This is a genomic window from Actinoallomurus acanthiterrae, from assembly GCF_054775715.1.
In genome coordinates, this window is the sequence record NZ_BAAHCO010000001.1 from 4,536,001 (window position 1) to 4,562,583 (window position 26,583).

Sequence of the window (26,583 nt, forward strand, 5' to 3'; positions counted from 1 at the left end):
TGGACCTCCAGTGGCTCGATCGGGCACAATGCCAGTCGGATCGATGCCGGAAGGCAGGTGGGATAAGGCTGTCCACCCCTCTCGGTCCCGAGGAAATGGGAAAGGAGATGGCACTCGTTATTTCGAACAATGCTGCGTCGTCGAGAGGACCCGGCGTGAGTCGCACCCGCCTTCATTCCAGGACCCGGTTGCTGTGCCTGCTGGCGCTGTCCGGTGGCCTGATCACGGCGCCCGAGGCAGCCGCCGCGCCGCTGAACCGGGCCATCTCCGGCACCTCGATCGACGACCCGCTGGACGAGGCAGCCGCCGCGCTCACGGTCTGGGACGCCGACGACGTCCGCGGCAACATCACGCTGCCGGACAGAAGCCTCCACGGCGCCCGGGTCTCCTGGAAGTCCACCGATCCCTCGACCGTCACCCCGACCGGCGAGGTACACCGACCCGCCCACGGCGAGCACCCCGCCACCGCGACCCTCACGGCGACCGTCAAGCTCGCGCACCACCAGACCAAGCGGCGCTTCGACCTCACCGTGCGCCCGCTGCCGAAGAGACAACCGCTGAAGGGCTACATCTTCACCTACTTCGCCGGAGAGAAATACGCCGACGGCGAGCAGGTCTACTTCGCCGCCAGCCGCGGCAACGACCCGCTGCACTGGGACGACCTGAACGGCGACAAGCCGACCCTGACCTCCACCATGGGCGAGAAGGGTGTACGCGACCCGTCTATCATCCGCTCCCCTGAGGGAGACAAGTTCTACATCATCGCCACCGACCTGAAGATCAACGGCGGCCAGGGGTGGGACTACGAGACGAGACACGGCAGTAAGTACCTCGAGGTCTGGGAGTCGAACGACCTGGTCCACTGGTCCGCGCAGCGCCACGTGCGGGTTTCCGATGACAACGCCGGTATGACCTGGGCACCCGAGGCGACCTACGACAAGAGGCTCGGCGCCTACGTCGTCTACTGGGCGTCGAACCTTTACAGCGCCGACGATCCGGACCACAAGGGGACCGTTAACACCCGCCTGATGTACGCGACGACCCGAGACTTCCGTACGTTCTCCAAGCCCCGCGTGTGGGAGGACACCGGCGAGAACAGCATCGACGCCACCGTCGTCCGCGACGGGCAGTACTACTACCGCTTCCGCACGGACGACGGCGTCGTCGGATCCTGCACCGCCGACATCGTCCTCGAGCGGTCCAAGTCCCTGACGGCGGTCGACCTCCCTCAGACGAAGCCCCGGAACTGGCAACTGGTGGACGACTGCATCAGAACCCACTTCGGTCTGGGCTGGCTGGAGGGCCCGACGGCCTTCAAGTCGAACACCGAAGACCGTTGGTACGCCTTCATGGACGAGTCCTCCGGCCGCGGATACATACCTTTCACCACCCGTGACCTCGACAGTCCGAGCTGGAGCATCCCGAACGACTACCAGATGCCCACCCGACCCCGGCACGGCACGGTCCTGCCGGTCACCAAGGCCGAACTCGGCCGCTTCCGAGCCGCGTTCCCGCCGGCCGCCTAGACCTTTCGCTGGCGGGGGGACATTTTCGCGGGGTTCATCACCGATCACGATCCCTTCCTCAAGATGCTCGGCTTCAGCCTCGCTGCCGCGGTGTTCTTCGATGCGTTCGCCGTTCGCCTGGCCATCGTCCCGGCCGTCCTGGCGCTGGTGGGCCGTCACGCTTGGTGGCTGCCGCGATGGCTCGACAGAATCCTGCCGAAGGTCGACGTCGAGGGCGCGAGCCCGAATCCGGACCCGGCGGGTGAACCACAGGAAGCTTCGTCGGCGGCGTCATGAAGACATCCTGGGGGAGCGGGCCTGCCCGGTTCGTTGCGTCCATCACGCCGCGCCCCTCCGCGACCCGTTCAGGGCGCGGTGGGAGCGGTAGCGGGCGGCTCACTCCTTGCGGGCGACTCCGCCGACCAGGACGGAGTGCCCTACCGGGATGTCGTCGGGCTCATACGCCAGCGGGCCGTCGGGGCGCCACAGGGACAGCGGGACCAGGCCCGGCTCCACTGGTTTCCAGCCGGTGAAGAACTCCTCGATCTCCTCGCGGGGAAGCAAGGTCGCGCCGAGACTCTCGCGGAAGATTCGCTCGATCTCGCGGTTCGACTGGTCGGCGACCCTGCAAACGTAGCTGAGGAACAGATGGCTGCCGGGCGCGAGCCGGTCGCGGTAGGCGGCGACGATCTTCTTGCGGTCCTCGTCTCCGGGAACGTACTGCAGGACCATGCACATGATCAGGCCGACCGGCCGCCGGAAGTCGATCAGCCGCCGCGTGTCCGGGTGGTCGAGGACACCGTCGATATCGCGCAGGTCCGCGGTGATCACCGCGGTTACCTGGTCTTTGGCGAGGATCGCGCGCCCGTGGGCGAGCACCACGGGGTCGTTGTCAACGTAGACGACCCGTGCGTCCGGCTCGTGGCGCCGGGCGATCTCGTGCACGTTGTCGCGTGTCGGCAGCCCGCTGCCGAGGTCGATGAACTGGTCGATGCCGACCTCGGCCGCCATGAACCGGGTGACTCGTCCCAGGCATGCTCGGATCATCCGGGGCCCCGACATCACGTCCGGGACGGCCTTGACCATCTCATCGACGACCGCGCGGTCGACCGCGAAGTTGTCCTTGCCGCCCAGCAGCCGGTCGTAGACGCGGGCGGGACTGGGCCGGCTGAGGTCGACTTCCTCGGGAACGGCAGAGCCATATCGCTGGAACCACTGCGACGACGCGTCACTGTGCCGACGATCAGCCATGGATGGCAATTTATCCGATCGATCATCTCGGCTGGGAGGCGACGAGAAGGAAGCGAGCACGGCCTTCCTGCGATTCTGCAAGGCTGCCGTGCTCGCTGCTGGAGGCGCTCGGAGAGTCCGGTCCCTCGTCAGCTCCAGGGAGACGCGGTGAGCCAACTGGTGTCCTGGGCCCACGACGACGTGGAGTCCCAGGAGTTGGAGCCGCCATCGCCGGCTACGTAGACCGTGTAGGAGTAGTGGCGGATGTACTTCGTCGGGTAGTTGACGGACTGGAAGGAGTGGCCGACCCCGCTGTTGCCCGAAGTGGGGCAGAAGGTGGCGTCTTGTGCGAACGTGCTGCCGCCGTCGTCGGCGCTCAGGTAGAGCTCAAAGGCGTAGTGGCGCAGGTAGCGGCCGGGGGTGTTCGCGGACTCGAAGGTCAGGCAGGAGGTGTTGGCCAGGCCGGCGCGGACGATCCAGGTGGCATCGGCCTTGTCGGTGGCCGAGCTGGAGGAGTTGATGGCGGAGATGACGACCTTGTTGTCGGCGTCGTCGTGGCGCATGTAGTCGGAGGTGCAGCACGCGGTGGTGGCCTGCAGCGAGACCCGGGAGCCAGGGGTGAGGGTTCCGGTGCCGGTCGAGGCGCTGCTGTAGCCGACGGCGGTGATGTTGGCCTGTACGGCGTTCTCGGTGGCGTCCGAGGGGTAGCCCGAGGTCATGACGCCTTCGTAGAAGGTGCCGGCGGAGCCGTTGCTGTTGTCGCCGCCGATGCCCAGGATGATCGCGCCTTCTTTGTGCATCGGGTTGTATCCGGAGACGTTGGGGCGTACGCCGCTGTAGTAAGTGGACAGGCCGCCCGACTGGGCGTTGCCGCCGCGGATGGCCCACTGGTTCGGGCCGCCCTTGACGATGGCGGTCAGGAACCGGTTGTCGACGGTGGGGTCGCCCGCGTTGTAGCGGGCGTTGAGCCCGGAGAACAGGCCGTTCTCCAGGTCGGCCATGACCCAGGGGCCGTTGCCGCTGCCGTAGCCCCAGCCCTTGCTGTTGCCGAAGTAGATGGCCTCCATGTGGCCGTTGCCGGTGTCGGTGCTGCTGGTCTCGGCGTTGCCGTAGTCGAAGCAGCAGCCGCCGTTGTAGTGCGTGCCGTCCAGGACCGCGTACTCTCCCTCCGGCTGGTCGCCGGTCGCGATGCCCGAGGTGTGGTTGTTCCGGTAGCCGGTGCCGGGGGCCACGTAGACGCCGTACGCCTTGTGGCCGGCGACCGTGACCGGCGCCTCGAAGGCGTTGGCCAGGTTGTCGTTCCCACCCGGGGCGGGCCCGGGCCAGTAGCCCTTCAGCGCCTGGGTGAGGTTATTGCCCTTGCCGGACTCGTCGTAGATGACGGTGATGACGCAACTGGTGTTGGCGCAGAAGGAATCCTGCGCGGCGGCGTTGGCGTATCCGCCGGCGCTCAGCACGCCGATGTCCTTGGTCGTGTTGTCGGAGGCGCGCCTGACCTGGTACAGCGGGCCGTTGTACGCCGCGTACAGGGCGCGGGTGGTGCTGTGCGCGGCAACGCAGGGGGTGCCGCCTGCGGCGTAGATGTCGCACGGCTCCTGGGCGGCGGCCTGCGAGGTGGTGGCCGTGGTAGTGAGCAGGCCGGCGGCGAGCGCGGCGGTGGCACCGGCCGCGGGGAGCGTGCGTCTGACGCGGCGGATCCACGGTCGCTTGATCATGAAGAACTCCTTCACAGGGTGGAGTGTGATGTGAGCGCTCACAATCCGGGGGCCGACCCGGCTGTCACGCGGCCGTTCGGATTAAGCGCCGGGCGGCCTCGGAGCTTGGTGGTCAGGCCTTGCCCTGCAGCCGCCAGATCTGGTTCTTCTTGGTGCTGAGGGCGCTCGCCGGGTCGCAGGTCCACTGGTGGATCAGTGCTCGGGGCGCGGTGGAGACGTCGGAGACGTCGACGCATTTGCCGCTGTGGACGGCGACCAGCTGGTAGTCCTGGCTGTTGCCGAGCGCGCTGACGGAGTTGAGGGTGAACATCTGATTGGTCGCGCCGTTGCAGGTGTACTGGATGACGGCGGTGCCGTCGGCGGTGGAGGCGTCCTTGACGTCCAGGCACTTGCCGCTGAGCTCATCGACCACCGTGTAGGTGTTCGCCCGGCCGGTGACCGGCTTGAGATCGAACATCTGCTGGTAGCCGCCCTCGCAGTTGTACTGCTGGTATTGGGTGAGGTTGGCGGTGCTGAGGTTGGTGTCGTCCAGGCACAGGCCGCTGTTCTCGCTCACCGCGACCGTGGAGATCGTGGTGTTGGCCGGCGGGAGCAACGTGATGGTGTAGCCGTCCTTGGCGTTGGTGAACGGGATGCTGACGGACGCGGCGTTGTTGGCGACCGCGAGGGTGGTGTCGGAGATGGTGGTGGGGCCGGTGACGGCGGCGCCGTTGTTGTAGGGGATGCGCTGGACGACGGCGCGGACCTGGCCGTTCGCCACGACCGAGGTGGTGTTCAGGCCGGTGAGGTTGACGGTGACGTTGCCGGTGTTGCCGTTGCTGCCGAGCAGGATCTTGGCGTTGCCCGCGGTGTTGTCCTTGGTGGCCAGCCCGTCGGTGCCGGTGCCCGGGATGAGGTTGACGATGTTGCCGGTCTGTGAGCCGTAGTAGCGGTACATGAACCACTCGCCGAGCGGCAGGTACTGGCTGCCGGTCTTGGTGAGCAGGTTCGCCTCGTAGTCGTGCAGGTTGGTGCCCGACGCCCAGTTGCCGCGCAGGCCGTCGGCGCCGATCCGTTCGAGGCGGCCGATGTACCAGGCGCCGCCGCCGGGATTCTGCTGGGACAGCGCGGCGTACTCGTTGATCTGGTACGGGCGGGTGTTCGACAGACCCGCTGCGGAAAGGGTGGAGTTGGCGCTGGCCGCGCCCGGGACAGGATCGGCGGGCTCGTCGTGCCAGCTGTAGATGTCCGGGGCGACGTTGTTCGCCTTGACGTAGTTCAGATAGGTCGTCCACCAGGTGTTGGAGGAGGTGGGCTGGCCCGCCATGCTCGGGCCGACGACGAGCTGGCCGGGGAACGCCGCCCGGACACGGGCGTAGAAGCGCGACCACATCTGCAGGTACTGCGCCTGCGAGGCGCCCCAGAACCCTCTACCGTCGGGTTCGTTCCACAGGTCCCACTCGACCGTCATGTTGTTTGCTTTGACGTCATTGATGAGCTGGGTGACGAAGTTGTCGAACAGCGTCCAGTTACCGTTGTCGCCGGGCCAGCCCTGGCTGGTGGTGCCGTCGGCGCCCCACAGGTCGTGTGGCAGCAGCACGAACGTCCCCCCGAGGGCGACGGTGCGCTTGTACTGGGCGAGGGTGGCGTTCCAGCGGGTCTGGTAGTCGGCGAGGCTGGTGGCGTAGCCGCCGCTGTTCAGCTGTGCGCCTCCGGCCCGCATGAAGTGCCACTTGATGTCCTTGAAGAAGTGATCCTGCGGCAGCGACCCGTCCGGGGTCATCCCGTAGATCATGCCCGAGGCGTGGTAAGTGGGGGCGCCTCCGGCGGTGGCGAAGTCGACGGTGACGCTGGTGTCGGCGGCGTGCGACCGACCGGCGGGCAGGAGGATGCCCGTCAGTGAGGCCAGCAGGACGGCGGTGGCGGACAGGGCCCGGTGCCTGCGGCCGCCGTAACGTGCGGGGCGTTCGGGCCGGCCGTCGGTTCGGAATCTTGAGAACACATGTGGCGAGTGCATGCGGCTTTCCCGGGGGTCGGGTGGAGCCCGGGCGTTCGGACGCCCGGGCGTCGGGGCGAGCGCTGGTCCATTCCTCTGCTGTCCGGTGAGCGAACCGTTTCGACTATGCGCGGTCGGGGAGACGTGCACTGGGCATTGAGAGAGGGGGCGGGTGCGTGAGCCGACTTTGGCGAACCGGTTCGCGTAGCGATGAAGGTAGGAGACGTGCCACCGGCTGTCAATGGTCTGCGCAGCCGTTCCCGAAAAGGCCGACTCCAGCTCAGGAAGCTGCGCAGCGACCTTGACCGACTCCCGTTGCGAGTCTACGGTCTCACCATCTTGTCGAACCGGTTCGCTCGCCTATCGCAATCGGATGGCAGCGAAGTAACCGCCCATACACGGATGTCTGCCGCCCCGGCGTTTCCGGCGAGCGCGCCATTGGCGTACGGGCGCGAAGGCCAAGGCACTCAACCAGTGTTCGGCCGACAGGATCAGCCCGGCACGGCGGAGCATGGCGTTCCTTCACGGAAAGCGCGGCGGGGAGGCAGGGGCGGCGCTGGGCCGGGGGGCGGCATCCGCCTGGGGACTTCGAAAAATGTCGGAAGCTGTTCGTTTCTGTGGAGCACAGTAAGACGCAACGAGGGCCTCGTCAACGCTTCGAACCGTTCCGGTCTTGAACTCGGAGGGCCGACACCTTCCCCAGAGACATCCCATGTCGGGCTGCAACGCTAGGGCCGCTTCATCGGGCGCTAGCCGACTTTGTGGAGGAAAATGAGTCACAAGTCTAGACAGACGCAACACCGGTGTTGGTTAATCCATCCAATGTCTCTGAGGCGAAGCGGGACGGGAAGCAGGGCTCTCATGGGCTCCCGGCCCCACCTGTCGAGTCGCCCTGCCGCCTAGTCGAGGGTCGCCGGCTTCGGGCGGCTTCCCACAATCGAACAGGAGGAACCACGTTGCCGGAATCCATCTCCCGCAGATCGGTTCTCGTCGGCATGGCGGTCATCACGGTGGCCGCCGCGGTCGACCCCGTCGCGGTGGCGACGCCCGCGTACGCCGGGACGGCCGACCCCTTGCCGCTTCCCCCCTTGCGGATTCCGCAGACCGACATGGGCGTCGAGCAGCAGCCGGATTCCAAGATCCAGTGGCTGCAGGACGCCAAGTTGGGCATGTTCATCCACTGGGGTGTGTACGCGGGCCCGGCGAAGGGCGAGTGGTGGATGCACAACGCTCCGATCACGCCGAGCGACTACCGGAAGTACGTCACCGACGCCACCAGCGAGCAGTTCACGGCGGACGCCTACGACCCTGCGGCCTGGGCGCAGTTGGCCAAGGACTTCGGGGCGAAGTACGTGACGCTGACCACGCGTCACCACGACGGGTTCGCGCTGTGGCCGCTCAACCACCCCAACAGCTGGAACTCCGGCCAGGCGCCACTGAACCGTGACTTCGTCAAGGACTACGTCGCCGCCGTGCGGAAGGCCGGGCTGAAGGTCGGTCTGTACTACTCGCCGATCAACTGGCGCTACCCCGGCTACTACGACGTCTACGGCACCAACTGCGCCCCGAACCCCTGGAACTACACCACCGATCCGGCGCACAAGGAGAACGCGCGGATCATGAAGACCGAGGTGTACGAGTCCGTCAAGGAACTGGTCACCCGGTACGGCGTGATCGACGACCTGTGGTGGGACGGCGGCTGGATCGCCGAGCAGGGCAGCGACGCCGACGGCGCGTTCTTCTGGGAGCCCGGCCAGTACCGCGCCCCCACCAACCAGTGGCCGGTGGACTCCACCTACGGCGAGACCGACGCGGCGGGCAACCCGCTGGGGCTGATGGGCATGGTGCGCAAGCATCAGCCGGACATCGTGGCCACCTCCCGCTCCGGCTGGATGGGCGACTACGCCAGCGACGAGGGCGGTTCGGTACCCACCGGGGCGATCCGCACCGGCAAGCTCGTCGAGAAGGTCTTCACCGTCGACGGCACCTGGGGCTACAACTCCAGCGCCACCGTCATGAGCTACGGCACCGCCATGAACATCCTGGTCAACTGCTGGGTGCGGAACATGACCGCGATGGTCAACGTCGGCCCCGACCGGCACGGCACCGTCTCGGACGCCCAGGCCGGCCTGCTGCGGCGAATCGGCACCTTCATGACCGCCTGCGGCCGGTCGATCTACGGCACCCGCGGCGGCCCATGGAACCCGGTGGACGGCCAGTACGGGTACACGTACAAGGACAACACCTTCTACATCCACCTGCTGCCCGGCTACAGCGGCACCGGCTTCACCACCCCGCCGACCGGCGACGCCCGGGTCACCCGCGTGTTCGACGTACGCTCGGGAAACAGCCTTTCGTACACCGTCGGCGGCGACGGCCGGGTCACGATCACCGGCATCGACCGCACCACCCACCCCGAGGACAGCGTCGTCGGGGTCACGCTCGACCGGAGCGTGCAGCCGGCCGACATCGCCGCCGGCAAGACGGCGTCGGCCGACAGTGTGGAGAGCTCCAAGGGCAACTACGCCGCCAACGCCGTGGACGGGGCCACCTCCACCCGCTGGTCCGCGAACGACGGCAACACCGGCCACTGGCTTAAGGTCGACCTCGGCTCGGCCCGTTCCCTGACCGGCGCCCGCATCGCCTGGGAGAAGGACAGCACGAACTACCGCTACAAGATCGAGGGCTCAACGGACAACACCGCCTGGACCACGCTGGCCGACCTGACCGCCACCACCAGCACCAGCCAGGTTCAGGTCGCCCTCTTCAGCGCCCAGGCACGGTACGTGCGCGTCACCGTCACCGGGCTCCCGGCCGGTGTGTGGGCGTCCATCCGCAACCTGGAGATCTACGACCGGCCCTTCACCGCGGAGCTGGGCACCTACAAGCTGGTCAACCGCAACAGCGGCAAAGTGATGGACGTCGCCAACGCCTCCACCGCCGACGGCGGCACGATCATCCAATGGCCCTGGAGCGGCGGCACCAACCAGCAGTGGAAGCTGGTGCCGAACGCCGACGGCTCCTACCGGCTCGTCAACGTCCGAAGCGGCAAGGTCCTGGAGAGCCCCGGCGGCTCCGCCCAGGGCGCGAACCTCGACCAGTGGACCGACAGCGGCGGTGACAACCAGTGGTGGAAGCTCGTCCCCTCGACCACGAGCGGCTACTACCGGCTGGTCAACGTCCGCAACGGCTGGTGCGCCGACGTCGCCAACGCCTCCACGGCCGACGGCGCCAACGTCATCCAGTGGCCCACGACCGGCGGCACCAACCAGGACTGGCAGATCCTCGCCCTCTGAACGGCGGCACGCAGGGGCCGTACCGCACGCTGTGCGAAGGTGCCCCTCCCGTGCGGGAACCTGGTCGACTCGACACCGTCGGTTCCGTTGCGGGAGGGGCACCCGGCTCACCTACACGCCGGCGGCCACCAGCTCGCGATCACCGTGGATCACGCAGGCTAGCGCTGCAGTGTCAGCAGACCCGGACGCCATGGCAGTTGGTCGTAGGGGCCGGTGGCGGTTGGGGATTTGCCCTGGTAGAGGAGTTGGAGGTTGCAGGGATCGATGGTCATGGTCTGGTCGGGGTTGCTGCGGACGAGGTCGCCGTGGCTGATGTCGTTGGTCCAGGTGGCTCCGCTGTTGGCCTTGCCCGCGAACGGGTTGCTTTCGCTGGTGGCCTGTGGAGTCCATGAACCGTTCAGGCTGGAGGCGGTGAATGAGCGGAAGTATCGCCCGTTGGCTCCCATCGCCTCAACGATCATCAGGTACTGGTTCTGGCCTTGGACCTTGTAGACCTGGACGGCTTCGAACAGGTTGGCGGTCGAGTCGCTCATCACGGTGGTGTATGAGGAGCCGAAGTTGCCGGGGAAGTTCCCGATCGGCATGCTCGCCCGGTAGATCTTGCCGTTGTCGCCGGCGAAGAACAGGTACATGTTCGAACCGTCGCCGATCAGTGTCTGGTCGATCGGGCCGGTGCCGGAGCCGGAGATGCTTCCGGTGAACAGTGCTTGTGGTGAGGACCAGCCGTTGGGGTTGGTGGGGTCGCTCGACGTCCGGTAGATGAAGGGCCATGCCCCCCATTGGTAGGCCAGGACCCAGATGTTCTTGGGTGCGAAGTAGAACAGTGTGGGTGCCACTGTGGCCTGACTCATCCCGGTCTGGCCGGCGGAGGCCATGTCGGACCAGTTCGTGAAGGGGCTGAAGGCCATCGAGCCGTATGACGATCCGGACACGTTCGAGGCGTAGACCAGGTGTTTGCCGTTGTAGACGACGTTGGTGAAGTCCTTGAGGGAGACCCACCCGTGCTGCGGCGTCGCCAACTGGCCCGTCGACGTCCAGTGGTACGTCGACGGAAGAGAGCACGTGCCGGGCGGCGGGGTCGTGTCCGACAGACCGGTCCACTTCTGGCCGGAACCGCCGTTGCACGTCGAGATGTCCACCGCGGTGCCGTTGGCCGTACCGGTGCCCGTGAGGTCCAGGCACAGCCCGGACTCCACGCCGACCACCGTGCCGTCGGAGTTCACGCGCCACTGCTGGTTGGCACCACCGTTGCAGGTCCAGATCTCCACCCGGGTACCGGCAGCGGTCGCGTGGTTCGGCACATCCAGGCACTTGCTGCCGTACACGGTCAGCTGGCCGCTGGAGGTCGAGGTCCACTGCTGGTTCGCGCCGCCCCAGCAGTCATAGATCTGCAGGTAGGTGCCGTCGGTCTGGCTCTGGCCCGGCACATCCAGGCACCGGTTGGACCCGACGCCGCGCAGGGCACCGGTGACGTCGGCCCGAGCCGGGTCGGCCACCAGCGTGACCGCGAGGGCGACCGCGCCCGCGGCCACCATGGCCAGCGCCGACGTCAGTGCGCGGCGCCCCTGACTGATACGTGCTCTGTACATGGGAACCTCCTCCCGGGTCAACTGTGGGACCACTGCTGGTTGCTGCCGCCCCAGCAGGAGTACAGCTGGATCTGGGTGCCGTTGCCGGTGCCCTGGCCAGAGGCGTCCAGACACAGTCCGGATTGGACGCCGACGATGGTTCCGTCGGAGTTGACGCGCCACTTCTGGTTGTCGCCGCCGTGGCAGGAGTAGATCTGCACCTTGGCGCCGTTGCCGGTGCCGCCTGCGTCCAGGCACTTGTCGCCGTAGACCTTCAACTCGTTGGCGGAGGTGGAGGTCCACTGCTGGTTGCTGTTGCCGTTGCAGTCCCACAGCTGCACCTGGACGCCATCGGCCGTGCTGGCGTTGGGCACGTCCAGACAGCGGCCCGAGGCGACGCCCTTGATCTGTCCGGCGCCGTCGGGCGGCGTGGGGGATGACCCGCCGTTGAGGGCGCCCAGAACAGAGGTGTAGGCGGGTTTCTTGTTGCCGTTGCCGTCGAAGAGGAGCGGGGTGTCGCCGGACCGCCAGGAGTCGCTGTCCCGTACGCCCCAGGTCGTGATGCCGACGCAGCGCGAGACGGCCAGGCAGTCGTTGGTGATGTTGGCGTAGGTCGTGGCCGAGGCGCCCTGGACGTCCAGTTCAGTGAGGGCCACGTCGACGCCCAGGGCGGCGAAGTTTTGTAGGGTGGTGCGGAAGTTGCTGTTGTACGGGTCGCCGCTGTTGAAGTGAGACTGGAAGCCGACACAGTCGATCGGGACGCCGCGGGACTTGAAGTCCTTGACCATGTTGTAGACGCCCTGGGTCTTGGCGGCGTTCCAGTTCTCGATGTTGTAGTCGTTGTAGCAGAGCTTGACGTTCGGGTCGGCCGCCCGGGCGGTGCGGAAGGCGACCTCGATCCAGTCGTTGCCGGTCCGCTGCAGGTTGGAATCGCGCCGGCCCCCGGAGCCGTCGTCGGCGAAGGCCTCGTTCACCACGTCCCAGTAGGCGAGCTTGCCTTTGTAATGGGCCATCACGCCATTGATGTGATTGATCATCGCCTGGCGCAGCGCGCTCCCGCTCAGGCTCTGCATCCAGCCCGGCTGCTGGGAGTGCCAGGCCAGGGTGTGGCCACGGACCCGCATTCCGTGCTGCACCGCCCAGTTGTAGACCTGGTCGCCTGCACTGAAGTTGAACCGGCCCTGCTGCGGCTCGGTCGCGTCGATCTTCATCTCGTTCTCGGGCGTCACCATGCTGAACTCACGGCCCGCGATCGTGGTGTACGCCGAGTCGCCGAGCTTGCCCGCGGAGATGGCAGTGCCGAAGTACCGCCCGCTCTGCGCGGCAGCCGCGCCGAGCGTACTCGCCGCGGCATTCGAAGGAACCGCCACCGCCAGCGCAACGGTCGTCGTCCCGACGACGCCGAGGGCGAGGGTGACCACGGCCCGGCGGAAGCGGCTGACGGATCGCCGGATTCCGGGCGAGGGTCTTTCTTTGGTGCTCACTCCTGAGCCTCCATTACTGAAGCACGGGAAATGCCGGAAACGCGGGGACACCCCCGCGGAATCGACGCCGCGTCCCATCGCCGGGAACGCACACCACCAAGGCGTCGCCAGTTGGTGGGCCTTGCCACGCCTGGCACGCCCAACCGCCTCGGGGACTCAGTGTGAGTAACGTTCAGAAAACGTGTCAAGACTTTCGAAAATATTTCGGATGCTCATCGTGGTCTGCCTACGTCACCTACCTCTTCCAGTGGGCGAGTACGTGCCGAAAGGTTTCGACGATCTCCTGCTGAGCGTGGATCGCCGATGAAAGCTTTCATGACGGCGCTTCACCGGCCAGGTGTATCTGCGCGGATAACACCAGATGAGCCGCAGTCAGCCCCGTCGCGTTTGCGCGATGCGCATCGGGCGCTTGACTTACCTCCCCGGCTCCTATTTGCTCCGCCCCACCACCACCTTCGACCGACCCGCGGAAGAAAGGAGCTCGATCGACCGTCCGGATCGTCAGCGATGACATTCCGCCTACCGTCGATGGAGCAGGGGCGCCTCGCGGGCCACCACGCCTGTGGCGAGCCGGCCCGCGAGATGCGGCGGCTGCAACCGATCGGCATCTACACCGTCCCCGAGATCGGCTTCGTCGGCCGTACCGAGGACCAGCGAGATCTCCCGCCTGTCCGACTGACCGGGTCCGTCAGCTTCGGCGGGCGGAGAACTCCAGGCGCACGTAGTCCACGACCGGCTCGGCCAGCTCCGCCGCGACCGCGTGTACGAACGCCCGATGCTCGGAGGGCGGCAGCCGGTCCAGCTGCGCGCCGAGCACTACGGTGGCGAGGTAGGTCTCGAACTGCTCGCCCGGTTCGAGGCGGGCCGGGTCCGGCACCAGGGCGACCCGGACGTCCGTGAAGCCGGCCCGCTCGAGGCGTCGCCGCGTCTCGTCGGCGTCCGCGAAGTGCCACGTCTCGGGCGTCTCCCCGGTCACCTTCTCCAGCGCGGCCCGCACCCGCGCGACATTGCCCTGCCCGCCGCAGTCGGCGACGAACGGCGCGCCGGGCCGCAGCGACCGCGCGATGTTCGCGAACAGCGCGTCGTGGTCGTGGATCCAGTGGAACGTCGCCACGCTGAACGCCGCGTCGGCCGGCTCGGCGATCGGCAACGGCCGCGTGAGGTCGGCCTGGACGACGTCGACCCGGTCGAGGCGGTCCGCGAGCTTGGCCCGGAGCCGGTCGAGCATCCGCGCCGACCCGTCGACCGAGATGACGCGTCCCTGGGGGAGCCGGTCGAGCAGCTCGGCCGTGTCGCGGCCGGTGCCGCAGCCGGCCTCCAGCACCGTCTCATCGCCCGTGAGCGTCAGCCGACCCAGAGTGCGCCGCCCCCACCGCAGGTGCGGCAGTGGCAGCGCGTCGTACACCGTGGCGTCCCATTCCCGGATCATCACGATCACCCCTTCCAGCGGTCAGCCTAGAAGGGATCTCATAATTTAAGAAGGATCGTCCCATTATGTGGTCCATGCCGCATGAAGGCGGCGCAGGCCCTCGGCGATCAGGTCGGTGGGGATGGCGCCGTAGCCCAGCGCGATCCCCGGGGCGGTCGACGGGGCATCGGCGACCTCCGCCAGCGTCCGCGCCTCGACTCCGGCGGACCGGGCACGTTCGAGGACGGGCGCCGGGTCGCCCGCAGTGAAGGCGCTCACGTGCAGACCCGCGGCGGAGGGCACGAGCTCCAGCCGGTCCGCGAAGTCGCGGAGGAGCGTCGTCGTGAGGAGCTCGTGCCGCCGCTCGTACTCCTGCCGCGTCCGGCGTACGTGCCGGGCGAGCAGCCCCTCGTCGATGAAGCGGGCGAGCGCGGCCTGGGTCGGGACCGGCGCGTGCCAGTCCGTGACGTACTTCGCCGCGCGCAGCGCCGCCTGCAGCGAGGCCGGCGCCACGAGGAACCCGACCCGCAGTCTCGGCACCAGCACCTTGGAGAACGAGCCGACGTAGAGCACGCGTGCCCTGCGGTCGAGGTTCTGCAGCGGTTCGATCGGCCGGCCGCCGAACCGGAACTCGCTGTCGTAGTCGTCCTCGATCACGGCGGCGTCGTGCCGATCCGCCCAGGCCAGCAGCGCCGTACGCCGGGCGAGGGACATCGGCATGCCGAGGGGGTACTGGTGCGACGGCGTGACGTACACGGCGCGCGCGTCGTGGGGGAGGGCGTCCACGCGCAGCCCTTCCGCGTCGACCGGTACGCCGGTGACGCGCAGGCCCAGGGACTGGAACAGCATCCGGGCCGGTGGGTAGCCGGGCGCCTCCACGGCGATGTGGTCGCCGGGGTCGAGCAGCACACGCGCGATGAGGTCGAGCGCCTGCTGGATGCCGCTGGTGACGATGAGGTCGTCCGCGGACGCGCGGACGTCACGGGAGACGCCGATGTGCCGGGCGACGGCCGCACGCAGGTCCGGATGCCCCGCCGGGTCGCCGTACACCGGCTCCGCCGGGCGGCGCAGCTCGCGGGCGGTCAGCCGGCGCCATGCCTCGTACGGGAACAGCCGATGGTCGGGCAGCCCGACCCGGAAGTCGAACCGCGGCCGCCGGTCCAGCCAGCCGGGCCAGGGGGAGACCGAACGCCAGACGGGCCGCGGGCGGAGCGGTGACTCGGCCGGGGCGCTCCGTGACGCCGGGCCCGCGTCGTGGACGAAGGTGCCGGCGCCCACCCGGCTCACCAGGAACCCTTCGGCGGTCAGCCGGTCGTAGGCGACGCTCACCGTGTTGCGGGCGACGCCGAGCCGCCGGGCCAGCTCCCGGGTCGGGGGCAGCGCCTCGCCCACCCGCAACCGGCCGTCGAGGATCGCCTCCCGGAGCTGCCGGTAGATCTGGCCGGTCAGGTCCCCCCGCCCGGTGAGGCTGACATGGAACTCCATATTGGCCCAATGCTATCGGCCCGTTTTGGAACTGGTGCTGAGCCTCTGTCGATCCCTACGCTCGTTCGCATGGACATCCGACCCCTCGACCGGCGTGCCCAGGCGTTCGCCGGGGAGATCATCGCTCAGGTCCGCCCGGAGCGGCTCAGCGTGCCGACCCCGTGCCCGGACTGGACGCTGTACGGCCTGCTCCGCCACATCGTCAGCCAGAACGAGGGCTTCGCCGCCGCCGCGGGAGGAGAGGAGACGCGCCTGTCCCAGTGGCGCGACGGGCGGCTGGACGGCGACCCGCGCGGCGCCTACGAGAGGTCCGCGGCGCTCGTCGACGAGGCGTTCGGCGCGGAGGGCGTCCTCGACCGGAAGTTCAGCCTGCCGGAGGTCCGCGACGGCGGCGGGTTCCCGGCGGCCCTCGCCATCGGCTTCCACCTCGTCGACACCGTCGTGCACGCGTGGGACGTCGCGGCGTCGATCGGGGTGCCGTGGCGGCCCGACGAGGAACTCGTCGCCGCGTCGCTCGCCATCGCGCTCAAGGTGCCGGACGGGCCGGCCGACCGCGGCCCCGGGCTGGCCTTCGAGCGGGCGGTCGACATCTCCGCGGAGACCCCGGACCGGGACCGCCTGCTCGCGCTGCTCGGCCGCTCGCCCGGATGGCGGCCTCCCGCCTAAGGGGGTGTCCGGATCGGGACACGTCAGATACGGACCGGGATGTAACTTGCGAATACGAACAGTAATGTATTGACTACTTTTCGTGTTCACTTCGCTGTTGGGCTGTGCCGTTACGGGCGCGTCCAGATGAACGACGACCTCGCCCGTGCGCTGCAGGAGTTCCGTAAGGTCCTCGCGCTGCCGACCGTGGGGCGCGCCACCCGGAGCGGGGACCTCGCGGAGCTGCGGCGGCTGATCGAGAGCTATCCCGACGAGGCGCGCACGATCCTGTCGGAGGTCGCGGGCGACCCGTCCGGCCCGTGACCCGACTCAGCACGCGGCGGCCTGTCACGGGACTCAGGGCGCGGGCGGATCCGCGACCGGGCGCAGACCGCGGCGGGCCTGTGACCGGCCTCAGGCCGCGGCGCGCCGGGGCCGCGGCGAGCCGGGTCGGGTTCAGGCCGCGGCGGGCCGGTGGCCGGGCTCAGACCGCGGCGGGTCTGCGGAACTCCGCGCGCCAGCGGCGCACCGGCGGGTCCTCGTCGTCGTACAGGTCCTCGATCCGTACGGCGGGCAGGGGGAACGTCTCGATCTCGGCGCGCGTCAGCGGCCAGGGCATCCGGCCGGGGTCGTCGGCCTCCTCCCGGGCGCGGGCGATGACGAGGAGCGTTCCTCCCGGGGCGACCAGGTCGGCGGTGTTGGCGATGGCGCGCTCGCGCGCCTCCGCGCGCAGCACCTGGACCGTGTAGCTCTCCACGACGAGGTCGAACGCCCGCCGCCACTCCGGCGGCGGGACGAGCAGGTCCGCGGCCCGGTAGTGCACGCGGGAGCCCGGGAAACGGTCGCGCGCGTGCGCGACCGCGCTCTCGGCGACGTCGAAGGCGGTCACGTCGTAGCCCAGCCCGGCCAGGTGCTCGGCGTCGTCGCCCAGCCCGCAGCCGACGACCAGGGCGCGGCCGGAGCCCGGTCGCGCCCATGCCCGCAGCATCGGATTGGGCTCCAGGTCGGCCCAGGGCACGATCGCCTCCCCGCGCTGGGCGGCCGCGTACAGCCGCTCGAACCAGCCGGTGGGGTCGCCCTCGGCGATCGACTCGGCGGCCAGCCGCCGCGCGTATGCGCGCTGTTCGTCCACGCTCATCGTGGGGGCCGTCTCCTCAGGGTCGCGGACAGGCGGGGAAGAGCCCGCGCGTACGCCCGCAGTTCGTCCTCGCTCATCTCAGGACTTCGGGCAGGCGGGGAAGAGCCCGCGCGTGCCGGCGGGGGCGCCGGTCGGGTCGGTGAACCGGCAGCCGAAGTCCGGGCGCGCGACCTGCGCGGGGTCGGTGACGGGGTCGCCGGCGGCCGGGGGCCGCCGTGCACCCAGCCGGCCAGGTCGTCCCAGGCCCGCCCGGCCTCGGCCGGGGAGAACTCGCAGTGCTGCGCGGTGCGGATCGCGCGCTGCACCACCAGCCCGGACCGGTGGGTGCGGGCGACCTCCGAGCCGTAGATCTCCTCCATGGAGAACGGCACGAACATGTCGCCCAGGCCGTGCAGGGTGACGACCTTGGCGGCCGGCAGCCCGAAGATCCGCGGGATCTCGGACAGCCGCGCGGAGTGGCGGTCGGCGGGGTCGGCGGGGCGTACCCGCTGCACGGTGGCGTTCACGTCCACCGGGGCGTTCGGGGTGTAGCGCGTACGGGCGTTCGTGGCGACCTGCGAGGGGTCCTGCGCCAGGCCGGTGCCGGTCGCGGGGGCGCCCAGGCTGAACAGGAAGTCCTTCCAGAGGGGGAAGGCCGCCTCGGCGCCGGGCCGGGGTCCGCCCGAGCGGTTCACGACGATCTCGCGGAGTTGCTTGCCGAGGGCGTTGGTGGTGTCCGGTCCGCCCGGCTTCAGCCCACCGAGCCCGAGCGCCTGCTCGATCTTGGGCACGGCGTTCGTCAGGTAGTCGGCGGGCGGGGGATAGGCGCGTACGCCGGCGAGGTCCTGGGCCGTCAGGTTGTAGTCGAGGAAGAAGTCGAAGAGCCGGTTGTCGCCGAGCACTCCGCACATCGGCAGCGCGCCGGAGTAGAAGTGCGGGTACTGCTCGATCGACCGGCCGATGACGTGGCCGCCCATGGACACGCCCGCGATGTAGGTGCGCCTGGGCGGGTGCTCCTGGCGGGCGAACAGGTCGGCCAGGTCGCGCGTGCCGACGACTCCGGTGCGCACGTCGTAGCCGTTGTCGGCGTACGAGGACGCGGCCCAGGCGTAGCCCTCGTCGGCCAGCTTCTCTCGCAGCCCGAAGCTGGGCGGGTCGACGGTCAGCGTCGTGGTCTGGCCGCGGTATCCGTGCGCCCACATGACCAGCTCGCCGTTCCAGTTCGGCGGGACCTCGATGTCGTACGCGGCGTGGTGGAACACGCCCTGGCGCACGGTCGTCGGCCGGCCGCCGACCGTCAGCGGGGCGAGCGCCGGATTGCTGATGGTGTACGGCGGCAGTGGCTGGTCGTCGGGGACCGTCGTCGCGCCCGCGGGCGGCGCGGTGCCGAGCGACAGGGCCACGGCGGCGCCGGTGACGAGGCAGGCGAGCCGGCGAAGGCGCATGGGCGATCTCCTCGCAGAGCCGTTGTGACCAGTGGGGTGCGGTCACGGGGACGGCCGGCGCGCCATCGTCGGCAGGCGCGAGCCGGTCGGAATCCGCACCCTAGAGCCGCGGACGTCCGACGGCAAGATCATTCCGCACTGCGGCCGAGAGCGGCCCTGCTCAGCGCGCGGCGATGTCGCCGGCCACCTACCCGCGGTCAGTGCATGCCGCTGGCCATCATGACGATGAGGATGACCACGTGGGTGATGATCACGAACCCGATGATGAACATGAACACGAACTTCGCGGGCCCGTGCTCGAAGACCTTGCCCTCCTTGAGAGGACGGCGCTGCGCCTCGCGCTTGGCGATCCGCTCGGCGAACTTCTCGTCGTAGGACTTCCTGCGGGGGGCGAGCTCTTCTTCGGTCATCACTTGGTACCCCAATCGTTGGTGCACGATATGATAACCGCAGCGACCGCCGGGAGATTCCATGGACGAACGTGACATAGCCGACCCGCTCGCGCTGGAGCACCAGGTGTGCTTCGCCCTGTCCGTCGCGGCGCGCGGCGTGGTCGCCGTCTACCGGCCGCTGCTCGAGCCCCTCGGCCTCACCCATCCGCAGTACCTCGTGATGCTCGCGCTCTGGCAGCACGCGCCGATGTCGGTCAAGGACCTGAGCCGGCTGCTCCAGCTCGACCCAGGCACCCTGTCTCCGCTGCTCAAGCGCCTGGAGGCCACGGGGTACATCCGGCGCGGCCGCGACGACCGGGACGAGCGGGTGCTGGCGGTCACCCTGACCGCGGAAGGCCGGGCCCTGCGCGCGGAGGCGGAGAAGATCCCGCCGGCCATCGTCGAACGTCTCGGCATGGACATGGCCGAGCTGATGGAGCTCCACCAGTCCCTGACCCGGGTCATCGGCGCTGCTCAGACCGCGATCGCCCGCTCCGCCGCGGAGACGCCCGCCGGCTGAAACCTTTTCGCGTTTCGTGCCGAAGACGATAAGTGCGGGAGGAACCGGACAAGACTGGATAATCGGCGGAACGATCCAACGATTACCGGTCCGCTGAGAAGGGGATCCATGAGCAGCCACGTCGTCATCGCGCCCGACAAGTTCAAAGGGTCGCTGACCGCTCCCCAGGTGGCCGCGCACGTCGCAGCCGGGCTGCGGCGCGTCCATCCGGAGATGCGCCTGACGGCGCTGCCCGTCGCGGACGGCGGCGACGGCACGGTGGACGCCGCCGTGGCCGCCGGGTTCACCCGGCGGCAGGCCGTCGTCAGCGGGCCGACCGGTGAGCGCGTGACGGCGTCGTACGCCGTGCGCGACGAGACGGCCGTCGTCGAGCTGGCCGAGGCGTCCGGACTGCGGGTGCTCCCCGGCGGCGTCCACGCGCCGCTCACCGCGTCCAGCCGTGGCACGGGTGAGCTGATCGCCGCGGCGGTGGCGGGCGGCGCCCGACGCGTCGTCCTCGGCCTCGGCGGGAGCGCCTGCACCGACGGCGGTACGGGTATGGTCGCCGCCCTCGGCGTCCGCCTTCTCGACTCGCACGGTCGGGACCTGCCTCCGGGCGGTGCGGCACTGCGCGACCTGGACGCCGTCGACACCTCCGCCCTCGCCGACCACCTGCGCGGAGCCACGGTCGTCGTGGCGAGCGACGTGGACAGCCCGCTGCTCGGGCGCGACGGCGCGGCACGGGTGTTCGCGCCGCAGAAGGGCGCCGACCCGGACCAGGTCGAGATCCTCGAGGCGGGGCTGGCCCGCCTCGACGCGATCGTCCGCCGGGACCTCGGCATGGTGGTGGCCGGCTACCTCGGGGCGGGGGCGGCCGGCGGCGTCGGGTTCGGCGCGCTGGCGTTCCTGTCCGCCCGGATCGAGCCGGGCATCGCCTACCTGCTGGACCTGCTCGGGTTCGCCGCACACCTCGAAGGCGCGCGCCTCGTCGTCACCGGAGAGGGCTCCCTGGACGCCCAGAGCCTGCGCGGCAAGGCACCGGTCGGCGTGGCACGGGCGGCCGGGCGGGCCGGGGTGCCGGTCGTCGCCGTGTCCGGGCGGCGTGCGCTGACCGACGAGGAGCTCCGCGAGGCGGGGTTCGCCGGCTCGTACGCGCTGACGGACCTCGAACCGGACCCGGCCCGGTGCATGGCGGAGGCGGGCCCGCTGCTCGAACGGCTCTCCGAAGAGATCGCCCGGACCCGCCTCGGTGAGCCGCTCAGCCCCGAGGCGACGGCTTGAGTGTGCCGACACCGGCGGGCCGCTCAGCCGTCCGCGGGTGACGTCCCGAGTTCGCCGACGGGGGAGCCGCTCAGCCGTTCGTGGGTGACGTGCTGAGCGAGCCGACGCCGGCGAGCAGCCGTCCTCGGGTCTCCGGGCCGTCCGCGCGCCACTTCGCGACGTGCACGAGACCCGGCTCGACCAGGTCGAACCCGGCGAACAGCCGCTCGATCTCGACGCGGGAACGGATCACCGCCGGGGCGCTGGCCTTGGCGTAGGCGTTCTCGATGCGCTCGCGCTGCTCCGGGGTGAGCCCCTCGTACGTGCCGGTCGACAGTGCCAGGAAGCTGCCGGGCGGCAGGGCGTCCCGCAGCGTGGCCATCACGGCCTCACCCTCCGGGACGAAGTGCAGGACGGCGATGGCGAGCAGTCCCACCGGCCGGTCGAAGTCGACCAGCCGCTTGACGGCCGGGTCGCCGAGGATCTCGCTCGGGCAGCGGACGTCGGCCTGTACGGTGGCGATCCGGTCGTCGGTGACCCGGAACGCCTGGTTGTGCGCGAAGACGATCGGATCGTTGTCGACGTAGACGACCCGTGCGGCCGGCAGGATCTCCCGCGCCACCTCGTGCACGTTCGGCGAGGTCGGGATGCCGGTTCCGAGGTCGAGGAACTGGTCGATGCCCTGTTCGGCGAGGAAACGCACCGCGCGGACGAGGAAGTCGCGGTTGGCCCGTACGAGCTCCCGCTGTTCGGGATGGGCCTCGACGACCTTCTCGGCCGCCTCACGGTCGGCGGCGAAATTGTCCTTGCCGCCCAGCCAGTAGTCGTACATGCGGGCGGGGGACGGGGTGTGGACGTCGATGACGTCGGGGATCCGTTCCTCCATGATCAGCCAGCCTATGCGCCGACCCGACAAGCGGTCATGAGCCAGGTAAAAACATGGCCACCTTGGGTCAAGACCGTAAGGGCCGCCCTCGCCCGCGAAATGCCGGATCGTTCAGGCGTACGCGTCGACGGCGGAGGCCGGTGCCTGGCGGTCCGTCCAGCCTCGCAGGGTGGTGCTATGAATGGGACATGCGGGCATCTTTCCGGCGATATCGGATGCCGTTCCGTCATCCGTTCGTCGGGCACTCGCCTAACCGTCGCGTCCCACTGCTGAACCCGCGCAGTGCCGCCGGGCAGGTGTTCCTTCTCCAGGTCGTGATCGTGGTCCTGCTGGTCGCGGCCACGGTGACGATGGAGGTGCGTGAGGCAGCGCATGGCGCCCTGAAGCAGGCGCGTCGAGTGTCGCTCGCCACGGCCGTGGCGTTCGCGAAAGCCCCGGGCGTGGTCGAGGCGCTGCGCGGCCCGAACCCTACGGCGGTGCTACAGCCGCGCACCGAAGCGGCCCGCAAGGTAGCGGGCGTGGACTTCATCGTCGTCATGAACACCCAAGGAATCCGCTACACGTTCCCCTACACCAGCGCGATCGGCGGGAAGTTCGTCGGCCACATCCAACCGGCGCTGAAGGGCCACGTCGTCATTGAGGAGGCAGGCGGGCCGCCCGTACCGGTGGGCTGGAAGACCTACGTCCAGGCGGTGGTCCCGGTGACCGATGACAGGGGCGCGGTCGTCGGCCTGGTGTCCGCCGGGCTCACGGTCCAGGCCGTGGCGAGACAGTGGACGCCGCAACTGCCGATCACCCTCGGGAGCGGCGCGGCCGCGCTGGCCGTGGCCGCCGCCGGGACGGCGCTGGTGTCGCGGCGGCTGCGGCGGCAGACGCACGGCCTGGGTCCGGCGGAGATGACGCGGATGTACGAGCATCACGACGCGGTCCTGCACGCGGTGCGAGAAGGCGTGCTGATCACCGATGCCGATGGGCGGCTGGTACTGGCCAACGACGAGGCGAAGCGGCTGTTGGGCCTGCCGGCGGACGCGGAGGGGCGGCATGTGCGGGACCTCGGGCTGCCGGAGCGGATATCGCGCTTGCTGCTGTCGGCGGAGCCGGTCACGGATGAGGTGCATCGGGCGGAGGACCGGTTGCTGGCGGTGAACAAGCGGCCCACATTCCTGAACGGGGCTCCGGGGAGCAGCGTGGTGACGTTGCGGGACACCACGGAACTGGCCGCGGTGACCGGGCGGGCGGAGGTGGCGCGGGAGCGTCTGAAGCTGCTGTACGAGGCGGGGATACGGATTGGGACCACGCTGGACATGGCCCATGAGTCACAGGAACTGGCTCAGGTGGCCGTACCGCAGTTCGCCGACGTCGTCACGGTGGACCTGCTGGACGCGGTGATGCGAGGGGAGGAGCCGACGGCGGACCGGATGCCGCATCTGCGGCGTACGGCGAAGAGCGGCGATCAGGCGACGTCGCCCCTGTGTCCGGTGGGTGAACGGATCACCTACACGTCGGCGGCGCCCCAGATACAAGCGTTGGAGCGAGGCCATGGGGTGCTGAGGGCGGAGTTGCGGCAGGCGCGGGGATGGCAGGAGCAGGCCCCGGAGCGCGCCCGGAGGGCGCTGGAATACGGGTTGCACTCGTTGGTGACCGTGCCGCTGCAGGCGCGGGGCATCCCGCTGGGCGTGGCGAGCTTCTTCCGGGCGGGGGATGCGCCGGCGTTCGAGCAGGAGGACCTGTTGCTGGCGGAGGAGCTGACCGCGCGGGCGGCGGTGGCCATCGACAACGCGCGGCGCTTCACCCGGGAACACGCGATGGCGGTCACGCTGCAGCGGAGTCTGTTGCCGCGAGGACAGCCGGAGCAGGAAGCCCTGGATGTGGCCTGGCGATACCTGCCCGCGAAGGCAGGAGTGGGCGGGGACTGGTTCGACCTCATCCCCTTGCCAGGGGCACGAGTGGCACTGGCGATCGGCGACGTCGTCGGTCACGGACTGCACGCGGCGGTGACGATGGGACGGCTGCGCACCGCCGCGCGCAACTTCGCCGCGCTGGACCTCCCGGTGGACGAGGTCCTCGGGTACCTGGACGACCTGGTCACGCGCATGGACGACGAGGACGGCACCAGCGAGGACACCGAAGGCCACAGAGCGGAGGAGATCACGGGAGCGACGTGCCTGTACGCGATCTACGACCCGGTGACAGGGACGTGCACGATCGCCCGTGCGGGACACCTCGGCCCGGCGGTGGTGTTCCCGGATGGAACAGTCACCTATCCGGACGTGCCGGCATCACCCCCGCTCGGACTCGGTGGCCACCCCTTCGAAACCGTCGAGCTGCGCCTGCCCGAGGGTGCACGACTGGTGCTGTACACCGACGGGCTCGTCGAGGACCGGACCCGCGACATCGACGGCGGGCTGGACGAACTGCGCCGGACATTGGAGCGGACCGAGGGACACAGTCCGGAGGAGACGTGTCAGGTGGTGATCGACGCGGTCGTGCCGACACACCCCACTGACGACATCGCGCTGCTGGTAGCGCGCACCAAGCTGCTCCCGCCCTCGCGCGTGGCCGAATTGGACGTGCCGGCCGACGCCGCAGCGGTCGCCACCGCGCGCGAGCACTTCAGAGAGACATTGCGGGAGTGGGGGCTGGAGAAGGTCGCCTTCACAACCGAACTGATCGTCAGCGAGCTGGTCACGAACGCGATCCGGTACGGATCACCGCCGATCAGGGTGCGGCTGCTCCACGGACGCGGCCTGACCTGCGAGGTGTCGGACGGCAGTAGCACCTCACCACGCCTGCGCCGCGCCGCGACCACGGATGAAGGCGGGCGGGGACTGTTCCTCGTGGCGCAGCTCTCTCAGCGCTGGGGGACGCGGTACACATCCGAGGGCAAGGTCATATGGGCCGAGCAGGCCCTCGACGACGGCGCCCCCACCGCCCCGGGCGGCACCCTGGCCGACGCTCTCCTCGAGCAGTTCGACGATGGCGCCCTATGACCTCCGTAAGAGTCGCCGCGAAGCCCGAAATGCCGGATTGTTCAGGACGTCGACTCTGCCGCGTCGGCGCCGGGCGGCCGGCCGATCGCGACGCCGAACCGGAGGTGGTCGGCGTAGTCCCGGGCCTCGACGATGAGGCCGTCGCGGACCCGCCAGACGAAGACGTTCCGGACGGTGAACCGGCGGCCCGTGGTGGTCACCTCGCCGACGTACGCGAACTCGCCGATGACGACCTCCGGATCCGCGGTCTCGTGCACCACCACGTCGCGCACGCTCATGCGCAGGGAGAGCTCCGCGGCGCCGGCGAAGTGGCGTCGCAGGGCCTCCCGCCCGACCAGCGGTTCGCGTGACGCGGCCATCGGGTGGACGACGACCGCGTCCTCGGCGTACAGGCCGGGCAGCGCGTCCCAGTCGCCGCTCGTGACCCCGGCGATCAGCCGCTCGAACACCTCCCGCGGCGTCACGCGGGCTCCCCGCTGAGGGCGGCGACGAGGGCCGGGAGACCGCCGGTCGCGCGGGCGAGCGCGAGGTGGTCGTGATAGTCGCGCGACTCGACGACCAGGCCGTCGCGGACCCGCAGCACCTGGATGTTGGCCGCCGTGAGCACCTCGCCGTCCGCCGCGATGTCGTAGTCGAACTCCGCGATGACGACCTCCGGATCGGCGGTCTCGTGCACCACCACGTCGCGGACGCCGAACCTCAGGCCCATGCGGTCCGCCCCCGCGAACCGTGCCCGGATGGTCTCCCGGCCCCGCAGGACGGGCGGCGCCGAGGGCCCGTCGGACGGCGCCGGCGGCGCGAACGGCTGGTGGACCACGGCGTCCTCAGCGTACAGGTCGGCCAGGTCGTTCCACCGTCCTTCCGCGATGCCGCGGTTGAGGCGCTCGAAGACGGCGCGCGGAGTGAGCTGTTCGGGCATGCGAGACTCCTGCGAGATCGTACGGAATAATCGGAGTGACGACTCCGGTAAGGATTATCCGGAGCTTCTACTCCGGTTGTCAATGAGGAGGGATCCGATGACGCCACCGAAACGGGCATCCGGCCCGGGCGGCGACCGGCCGCTGCGCGCGGACGCCCTTCGCAACCGCGCCCGGGTCCTGGAGGCCGCCGAGGCCGTCTTCGCCGCCCACGGCACCTCCGTCTCGACCGAGGAGGTGGCCCGGCGGGCGGGCGTCGGCATCGGCACCGTGTTCCGCCACTTCCCGACCAAGGAGGCCCTGCTCGAAGCGGTCTTCATCACCCGGCTCGACCGGCTCGCCGCCGAGGCCGACGCGCTCATGGGCGCGGAGGACCCGGGCGAGGCCTTCTTCGCCTTCTTCGCCCGCGTCGTCGGCCACGCCGCGACCAAGAACGCCGTTACCGCCGCACTGGCGGAGGCCGGAATCGACGTCCGCGAGACCACCGCCGAGACGGGGCGGGAGCTCAGACGCGCGCTCGGCGCACTGCTGCGCCGCGCCCAGGACGCCGGTGCCGTACGGCCCGACATCGGCCTCCCCGAGGTCCTGGCCCTCCTCGTCGGCGCGTCACAGGCCGCCGAGCACGTCGCCGGCGACGACGAGGTACGAGCACGCACCCTCGCCATCGTCTTCGACGGCCTCCGCGCGTCCCCCGATCACACCGGGTAGCGACCGCGTCAGGTCGGAA

At 69.7% G+C, this 26,583-nt stretch carries 22 protein-coding genes; 9 read left to right on the forward strand and 13 right to left on the reverse strand.

Annotated elements, in window-relative coordinates:
• Positions 1-155 precede the first annotated feature (155 nt).
• Positions 156-1,526, forward strand: coding sequence for an immunoglobulin-like domain-containing protein (locus ACYVF7_RS21875; protein WP_460343570.1), 1,371 nt, complete (start codon positions 156-158; stop codon positions 1,524-1,526).
• Between the two features lie 63 nt (positions 1,527-1,589).
• Positions 1,590-1,802, forward strand: a complete 213-nt coding sequence (locus tag ACYVF7_RS21880; RefSeq protein WP_460343573.1) for a hypothetical protein — start codon at positions 1,590-1,592, stop codon at positions 1,800-1,802.
• 99 nt (positions 1,803-1,901) lie between these two features.
• Here ACYVF7_RS21880 and ACYVF7_RS21885 read toward each other — a convergent pair whose 3' ends face one another.
• From ACYVF7_RS21885 to ACYVF7_RS21895, 3 genes are all read right to left on the reverse strand, one after another.
• Complete coding sequence (locus ACYVF7_RS21885; RefSeq protein WP_460343576.1) at positions 1,902-2,756, reverse strand: SAM-dependent methyltransferase; 855 nt, start codon at positions 2,754-2,756, stop codon at positions 1,902-1,904.
• 128 nt (positions 2,757-2,884) lie between these two features.
• On the reverse strand, positions 2,885-4,450 hold the full coding sequence (locus tag ACYVF7_RS21890) for an alpha-L-arabinofuranosidase B (protein ID WP_460343579.1): 1,566 nt from the start codon (positions 4,448-4,450) through the stop codon (positions 2,885-2,887).
• 112 nt (positions 4,451-4,562) lie between these two features.
• On the reverse strand, positions 4,563-6,446 hold the full coding sequence (locus ACYVF7_RS21895) for an RICIN domain-containing protein (RefSeq protein ID WP_460343582.1): 1,884 nt from the start codon (positions 6,444-6,446) through the stop codon (positions 4,563-4,565).
• Positions 6,447-7,381: 935 nt separating this feature from the next.
• Here ACYVF7_RS21895 and ACYVF7_RS21900 point away from each other — a divergent pair.
• Positions 7,382-9,721 (forward strand): alpha-L-fucosidase, encoded by a 2,340-nt coding sequence (locus ACYVF7_RS21900; protein ID WP_460343585.1) that lies wholly within the window; start codon positions 7,382-7,384, stop codon positions 9,719-9,721.
• A gap of 158 nt (positions 9,722-9,879) precedes the next feature.
• Here ACYVF7_RS21900 and ACYVF7_RS21905 read toward each other — a convergent pair whose 3' ends face one another.
• The 4 genes from ACYVF7_RS21905 to pdxR form a co-directional block, all read right to left on the reverse strand.
• Positions 9,880-11,310 (reverse strand): non-reducing end alpha-L-arabinofuranosidase family hydrolase, encoded by a 1,431-nt coding sequence (locus ACYVF7_RS21905; protein WP_460343588.1) that lies wholly within the window; start codon positions 11,308-11,310, stop codon positions 9,880-9,882.
• A 17-nt stretch (positions 11,311-11,327) separates the two neighbouring features.
• Positions 11,328-12,773 carry an endo-1,4-beta-xylanase gene (locus ACYVF7_RS21910; protein ID WP_460343591.1) on the reverse strand — a complete coding sequence of 482 codons (1,446 nt, stop codon included), beginning with the start codon at positions 12,771-12,773 and terminating at the stop codon, positions 11,328-11,330.
• A 688-nt stretch (positions 12,774-13,461) separates the two neighbouring features.
• Positions 13,462-14,202, reverse strand: coding sequence for a class I SAM-dependent methyltransferase (locus ACYVF7_RS21915; protein WP_460358039.1), 741 nt, complete (start codon positions 14,200-14,202; stop codon positions 13,462-13,464).
• 63 nt (positions 14,203-14,265) lie between these two features.
• Positions 14,266-15,666 carry a MocR-like pyridoxine biosynthesis transcription factor PdxR gene (gene pdxR / locus ACYVF7_RS21920; protein ID WP_460343594.1) on the reverse strand — a complete coding sequence of 467 codons (1,401 nt, stop codon included), beginning with the start codon at positions 15,664-15,666 and terminating at the stop codon, positions 14,266-14,268.
• Positions 15,667-15,735: 69 nt separating this feature from the next.
• Between pdxR and ACYVF7_RS21925 the strand changes: the two genes are divergently transcribed.
• On the forward strand, positions 15,736-16,332 hold the full coding sequence (locus tag ACYVF7_RS21925; protein WP_460343597.1) for a TIGR03086 family metal-binding protein: 597 nt from the start codon (positions 15,736-15,738) through the stop codon (positions 16,330-16,332).
• Between the two features lie 126 nt (positions 16,333-16,458).
• The gene (locus tag ACYVF7_RS21930) at positions 16,459-16,635 is read left to right on the forward strand and encodes a hypothetical protein (protein ID WP_460343600.1); all 177 of its coding nucleotides are present in this window, start codon (positions 16,459-16,461) and stop codon (positions 16,633-16,635) included.
• A 160-nt stretch (positions 16,636-16,795) separates the two neighbouring features.
• Here ACYVF7_RS21930 and ACYVF7_RS21935 read toward each other — a convergent pair whose 3' ends face one another.
• The 3 genes from ACYVF7_RS21935 to ACYVF7_RS21945 all read right to left on the reverse strand — a co-directional run bounded on the left by ACYVF7_RS21935 (position 16,796) and on the right by ACYVF7_RS21945 (position 19,283).
• Complete coding sequence (locus ACYVF7_RS21935) at positions 16,796-17,449, reverse strand: class I SAM-dependent methyltransferase (RefSeq protein WP_460343603.1); 654 nt, start codon at positions 17,447-17,449, stop codon at positions 16,796-16,798.
• Complete coding sequence (locus ACYVF7_RS21940; protein WP_460343606.1) at positions 17,446-18,873, reverse strand: hypothetical protein; 1,428 nt, start codon at positions 18,871-18,873, stop codon at positions 17,446-17,448. The genes ACYVF7_RS21935 and ACYVF7_RS21940 overlap by 4 nt, the downstream gene beginning before the upstream one ends.
• 197 nt (positions 18,874-19,070) lie before the next feature.
• Positions 19,071-19,283 (reverse strand): hypothetical protein, encoded by a 213-nt coding sequence (locus tag ACYVF7_RS21945; RefSeq protein WP_460343609.1) that lies wholly within the window; start codon positions 19,281-19,283, stop codon positions 19,071-19,073.
• A 61-nt stretch (positions 19,284-19,344) separates the two neighbouring features.
• On the opposite strand from ACYVF7_RS21945, the gene ACYVF7_RS21950 reads away from it, so the two are divergent.
• Both ACYVF7_RS21950 and ACYVF7_RS21955 read left to right on the forward strand, forming a co-directional pair.
• On the forward strand, positions 19,345-19,824 hold the full coding sequence (locus ACYVF7_RS21950; protein WP_460343612.1) for a MarR family winged helix-turn-helix transcriptional regulator: 480 nt from the start codon (positions 19,345-19,347) through the stop codon (positions 19,822-19,824).
• 108 nt (positions 19,825-19,932) lie between these two features.
• Positions 19,933-21,084 (forward strand): glycerate kinase, encoded by a 1,152-nt coding sequence (locus ACYVF7_RS21955; RefSeq protein WP_460343615.1) that lies wholly within the window; start codon positions 19,933-19,935, stop codon positions 21,082-21,084.
• Positions 21,085-21,154: 70 nt separating this feature from the next.
• Here ACYVF7_RS21955 and ACYVF7_RS21960 read toward each other — a convergent pair whose 3' ends face one another.
• Positions 21,155-21,949, reverse strand: coding sequence for an SAM-dependent methyltransferase (locus tag ACYVF7_RS21960; RefSeq protein WP_460343618.1), 795 nt, complete (start codon positions 21,947-21,949; stop codon positions 21,155-21,157).
• A 188-nt stretch (positions 21,950-22,137) separates the two neighbouring features.
• Between ACYVF7_RS21960 and ACYVF7_RS21965 the strand changes: the two genes are divergently transcribed.
• Positions 22,138-24,939, forward strand: coding sequence for a SpoIIE family protein phosphatase (locus tag ACYVF7_RS21965; RefSeq protein ID WP_460343621.1), 2,802 nt, complete (start codon positions 22,138-22,140; stop codon positions 24,937-24,939).
• A gap of 41 nt (positions 24,940-24,980) precedes the next feature.
• On the opposite strand, the gene ACYVF7_RS21970 is transcribed toward ACYVF7_RS21965, so the two are convergent.
• The gene (locus ACYVF7_RS21970) at positions 24,981-25,403 is read right to left on the reverse strand and encodes a nuclear transport factor 2 family protein (protein WP_460343624.1); all 423 of its coding nucleotides are present in this window, start codon (positions 25,401-25,403) and stop codon (positions 24,981-24,983) included.
• A complete protein-coding gene (locus ACYVF7_RS21975; RefSeq protein WP_460343627.1) occupies positions 25,400-25,858 on the reverse strand; it encodes a nuclear transport factor 2 family protein in 459 nt (152 codons plus the stop codon). The genes ACYVF7_RS21970 and ACYVF7_RS21975 overlap by 4 nt, the downstream gene beginning before the upstream one ends.
• Before the next feature lie 97 nt (positions 25,859-25,955).
• On the opposite strand from ACYVF7_RS21975, the gene ACYVF7_RS21980 reads away from it, so the two are divergent.
• Complete coding sequence (locus ACYVF7_RS21980; RefSeq protein ID WP_460343630.1) at positions 25,956-26,564, forward strand: TetR/AcrR family transcriptional regulator; 609 nt, start codon at positions 25,956-25,958, stop codon at positions 26,562-26,564.
• Positions 26,565-26,583: the final 19 nt, after the last annotated feature.

Coding starts and splice junctions, on each gene's coding strand:
- ACYVF7_RS21915 (WP_460358039.1), bottom strand. CDS start 14,202: ATGATCCGGGAATGGGACGCCACGGTGTACGACGCGCTGCCACTGCCG.
- ACYVF7_RS21960 (WP_460343618.1), bottom strand. CDS start 21,949: ATGGAGGAACGGATCCCCGACGTCATCGACGTCCACACCCCGTCCCCC.
- ACYVF7_RS21885 (WP_460343576.1), bottom strand. CDS start 2,756: ATGGCTGATCGTCGGCACAGTGACGCGTCGTCGCAGTGGTTCCAGCGA.
- pdxR (WP_460343594.1), bottom strand. CDS start 15,666: ATGGAGTTCCATGTCAGCCTCACCGGGCGGGGGGACCTGACCGGCCAG.
- ACYVF7_RS21935 (WP_460343603.1), bottom strand. CDS start 17,449: ATGAGCGTGGACGAACAGCGCGCATACGCGCGGCGGCTGGCCGCCGAG.
- ACYVF7_RS21890 (WP_460343579.1), bottom strand. CDS start 4,450: ATGATCAAGCGACCGTGGATCCGCCGCGTCAGACGCACGCTCCCCGCG.
- ACYVF7_RS21905 (WP_460343588.1), bottom strand. CDS start 11,310: ATGTACAGAGCACGTATCAGTCAGGGGCGCCGCGCACTGACGTCGGCG.
- ACYVF7_RS21965 (WP_460343621.1), top strand. CDS start 22,138: ATGCGGGCATCTTTCCGGCGATATCGGATGCCGTTCCGTCATCCGTTC.
- ACYVF7_RS21930 (WP_460343600.1), top strand. CDS start 16,459: ATGAACGACGACCTCGCCCGTGCGCTGCAGGAGTTCCGTAAGGTCCTC.
- ACYVF7_RS21925 (WP_460343597.1), top strand. CDS start 15,736: ATGGACATCCGACCCCTCGACCGGCGTGCCCAGGCGTTCGCCGGGGAG.
- ACYVF7_RS21945 (WP_460343609.1), bottom strand. CDS start 19,283: ATGACCGAAGAAGAGCTCGCCCCCCGCAGGAAGTCCTACGACGAGAAG.
- ACYVF7_RS21940 (WP_460343606.1), bottom strand. CDS start 18,873: ATGCGCCTTCGCCGGCTCGCCTGCCTCGTCACCGGCGCCGCCGTGGCC.
- ACYVF7_RS21955 (WP_460343615.1), top strand. CDS start 19,933: ATGAGCAGCCACGTCGTCATCGCGCCCGACAAGTTCAAAGGGTCGCTG.
- ACYVF7_RS21950 (WP_460343612.1), top strand. CDS start 19,345: ATGGACGAACGTGACATAGCCGACCCGCTCGCGCTGGAGCACCAGGTG.
- ACYVF7_RS21975 (WP_460343627.1), bottom strand. CDS start 25,858: ATGCCCGAACAGCTCACTCCGCGCGCCGTCTTCGAGCGCCTCAACCGC.
- ACYVF7_RS21895 (WP_460343582.1), bottom strand. CDS start 6,446: ATGCACTCGCCACATGTGTTCTCAAGATTCCGAACCGACGGCCGGCCC.
- ACYVF7_RS21980 (WP_460343630.1), top strand. CDS start 25,956: ATGACGCCACCGAAACGGGCATCCGGCCCGGGCGGCGACCGGCCGCTG.
- ACYVF7_RS21880 (WP_460343573.1), top strand. CDS start 1,590: ATGCTCGGCTTCAGCCTCGCTGCCGCGGTGTTCTTCGATGCGTTCGCC.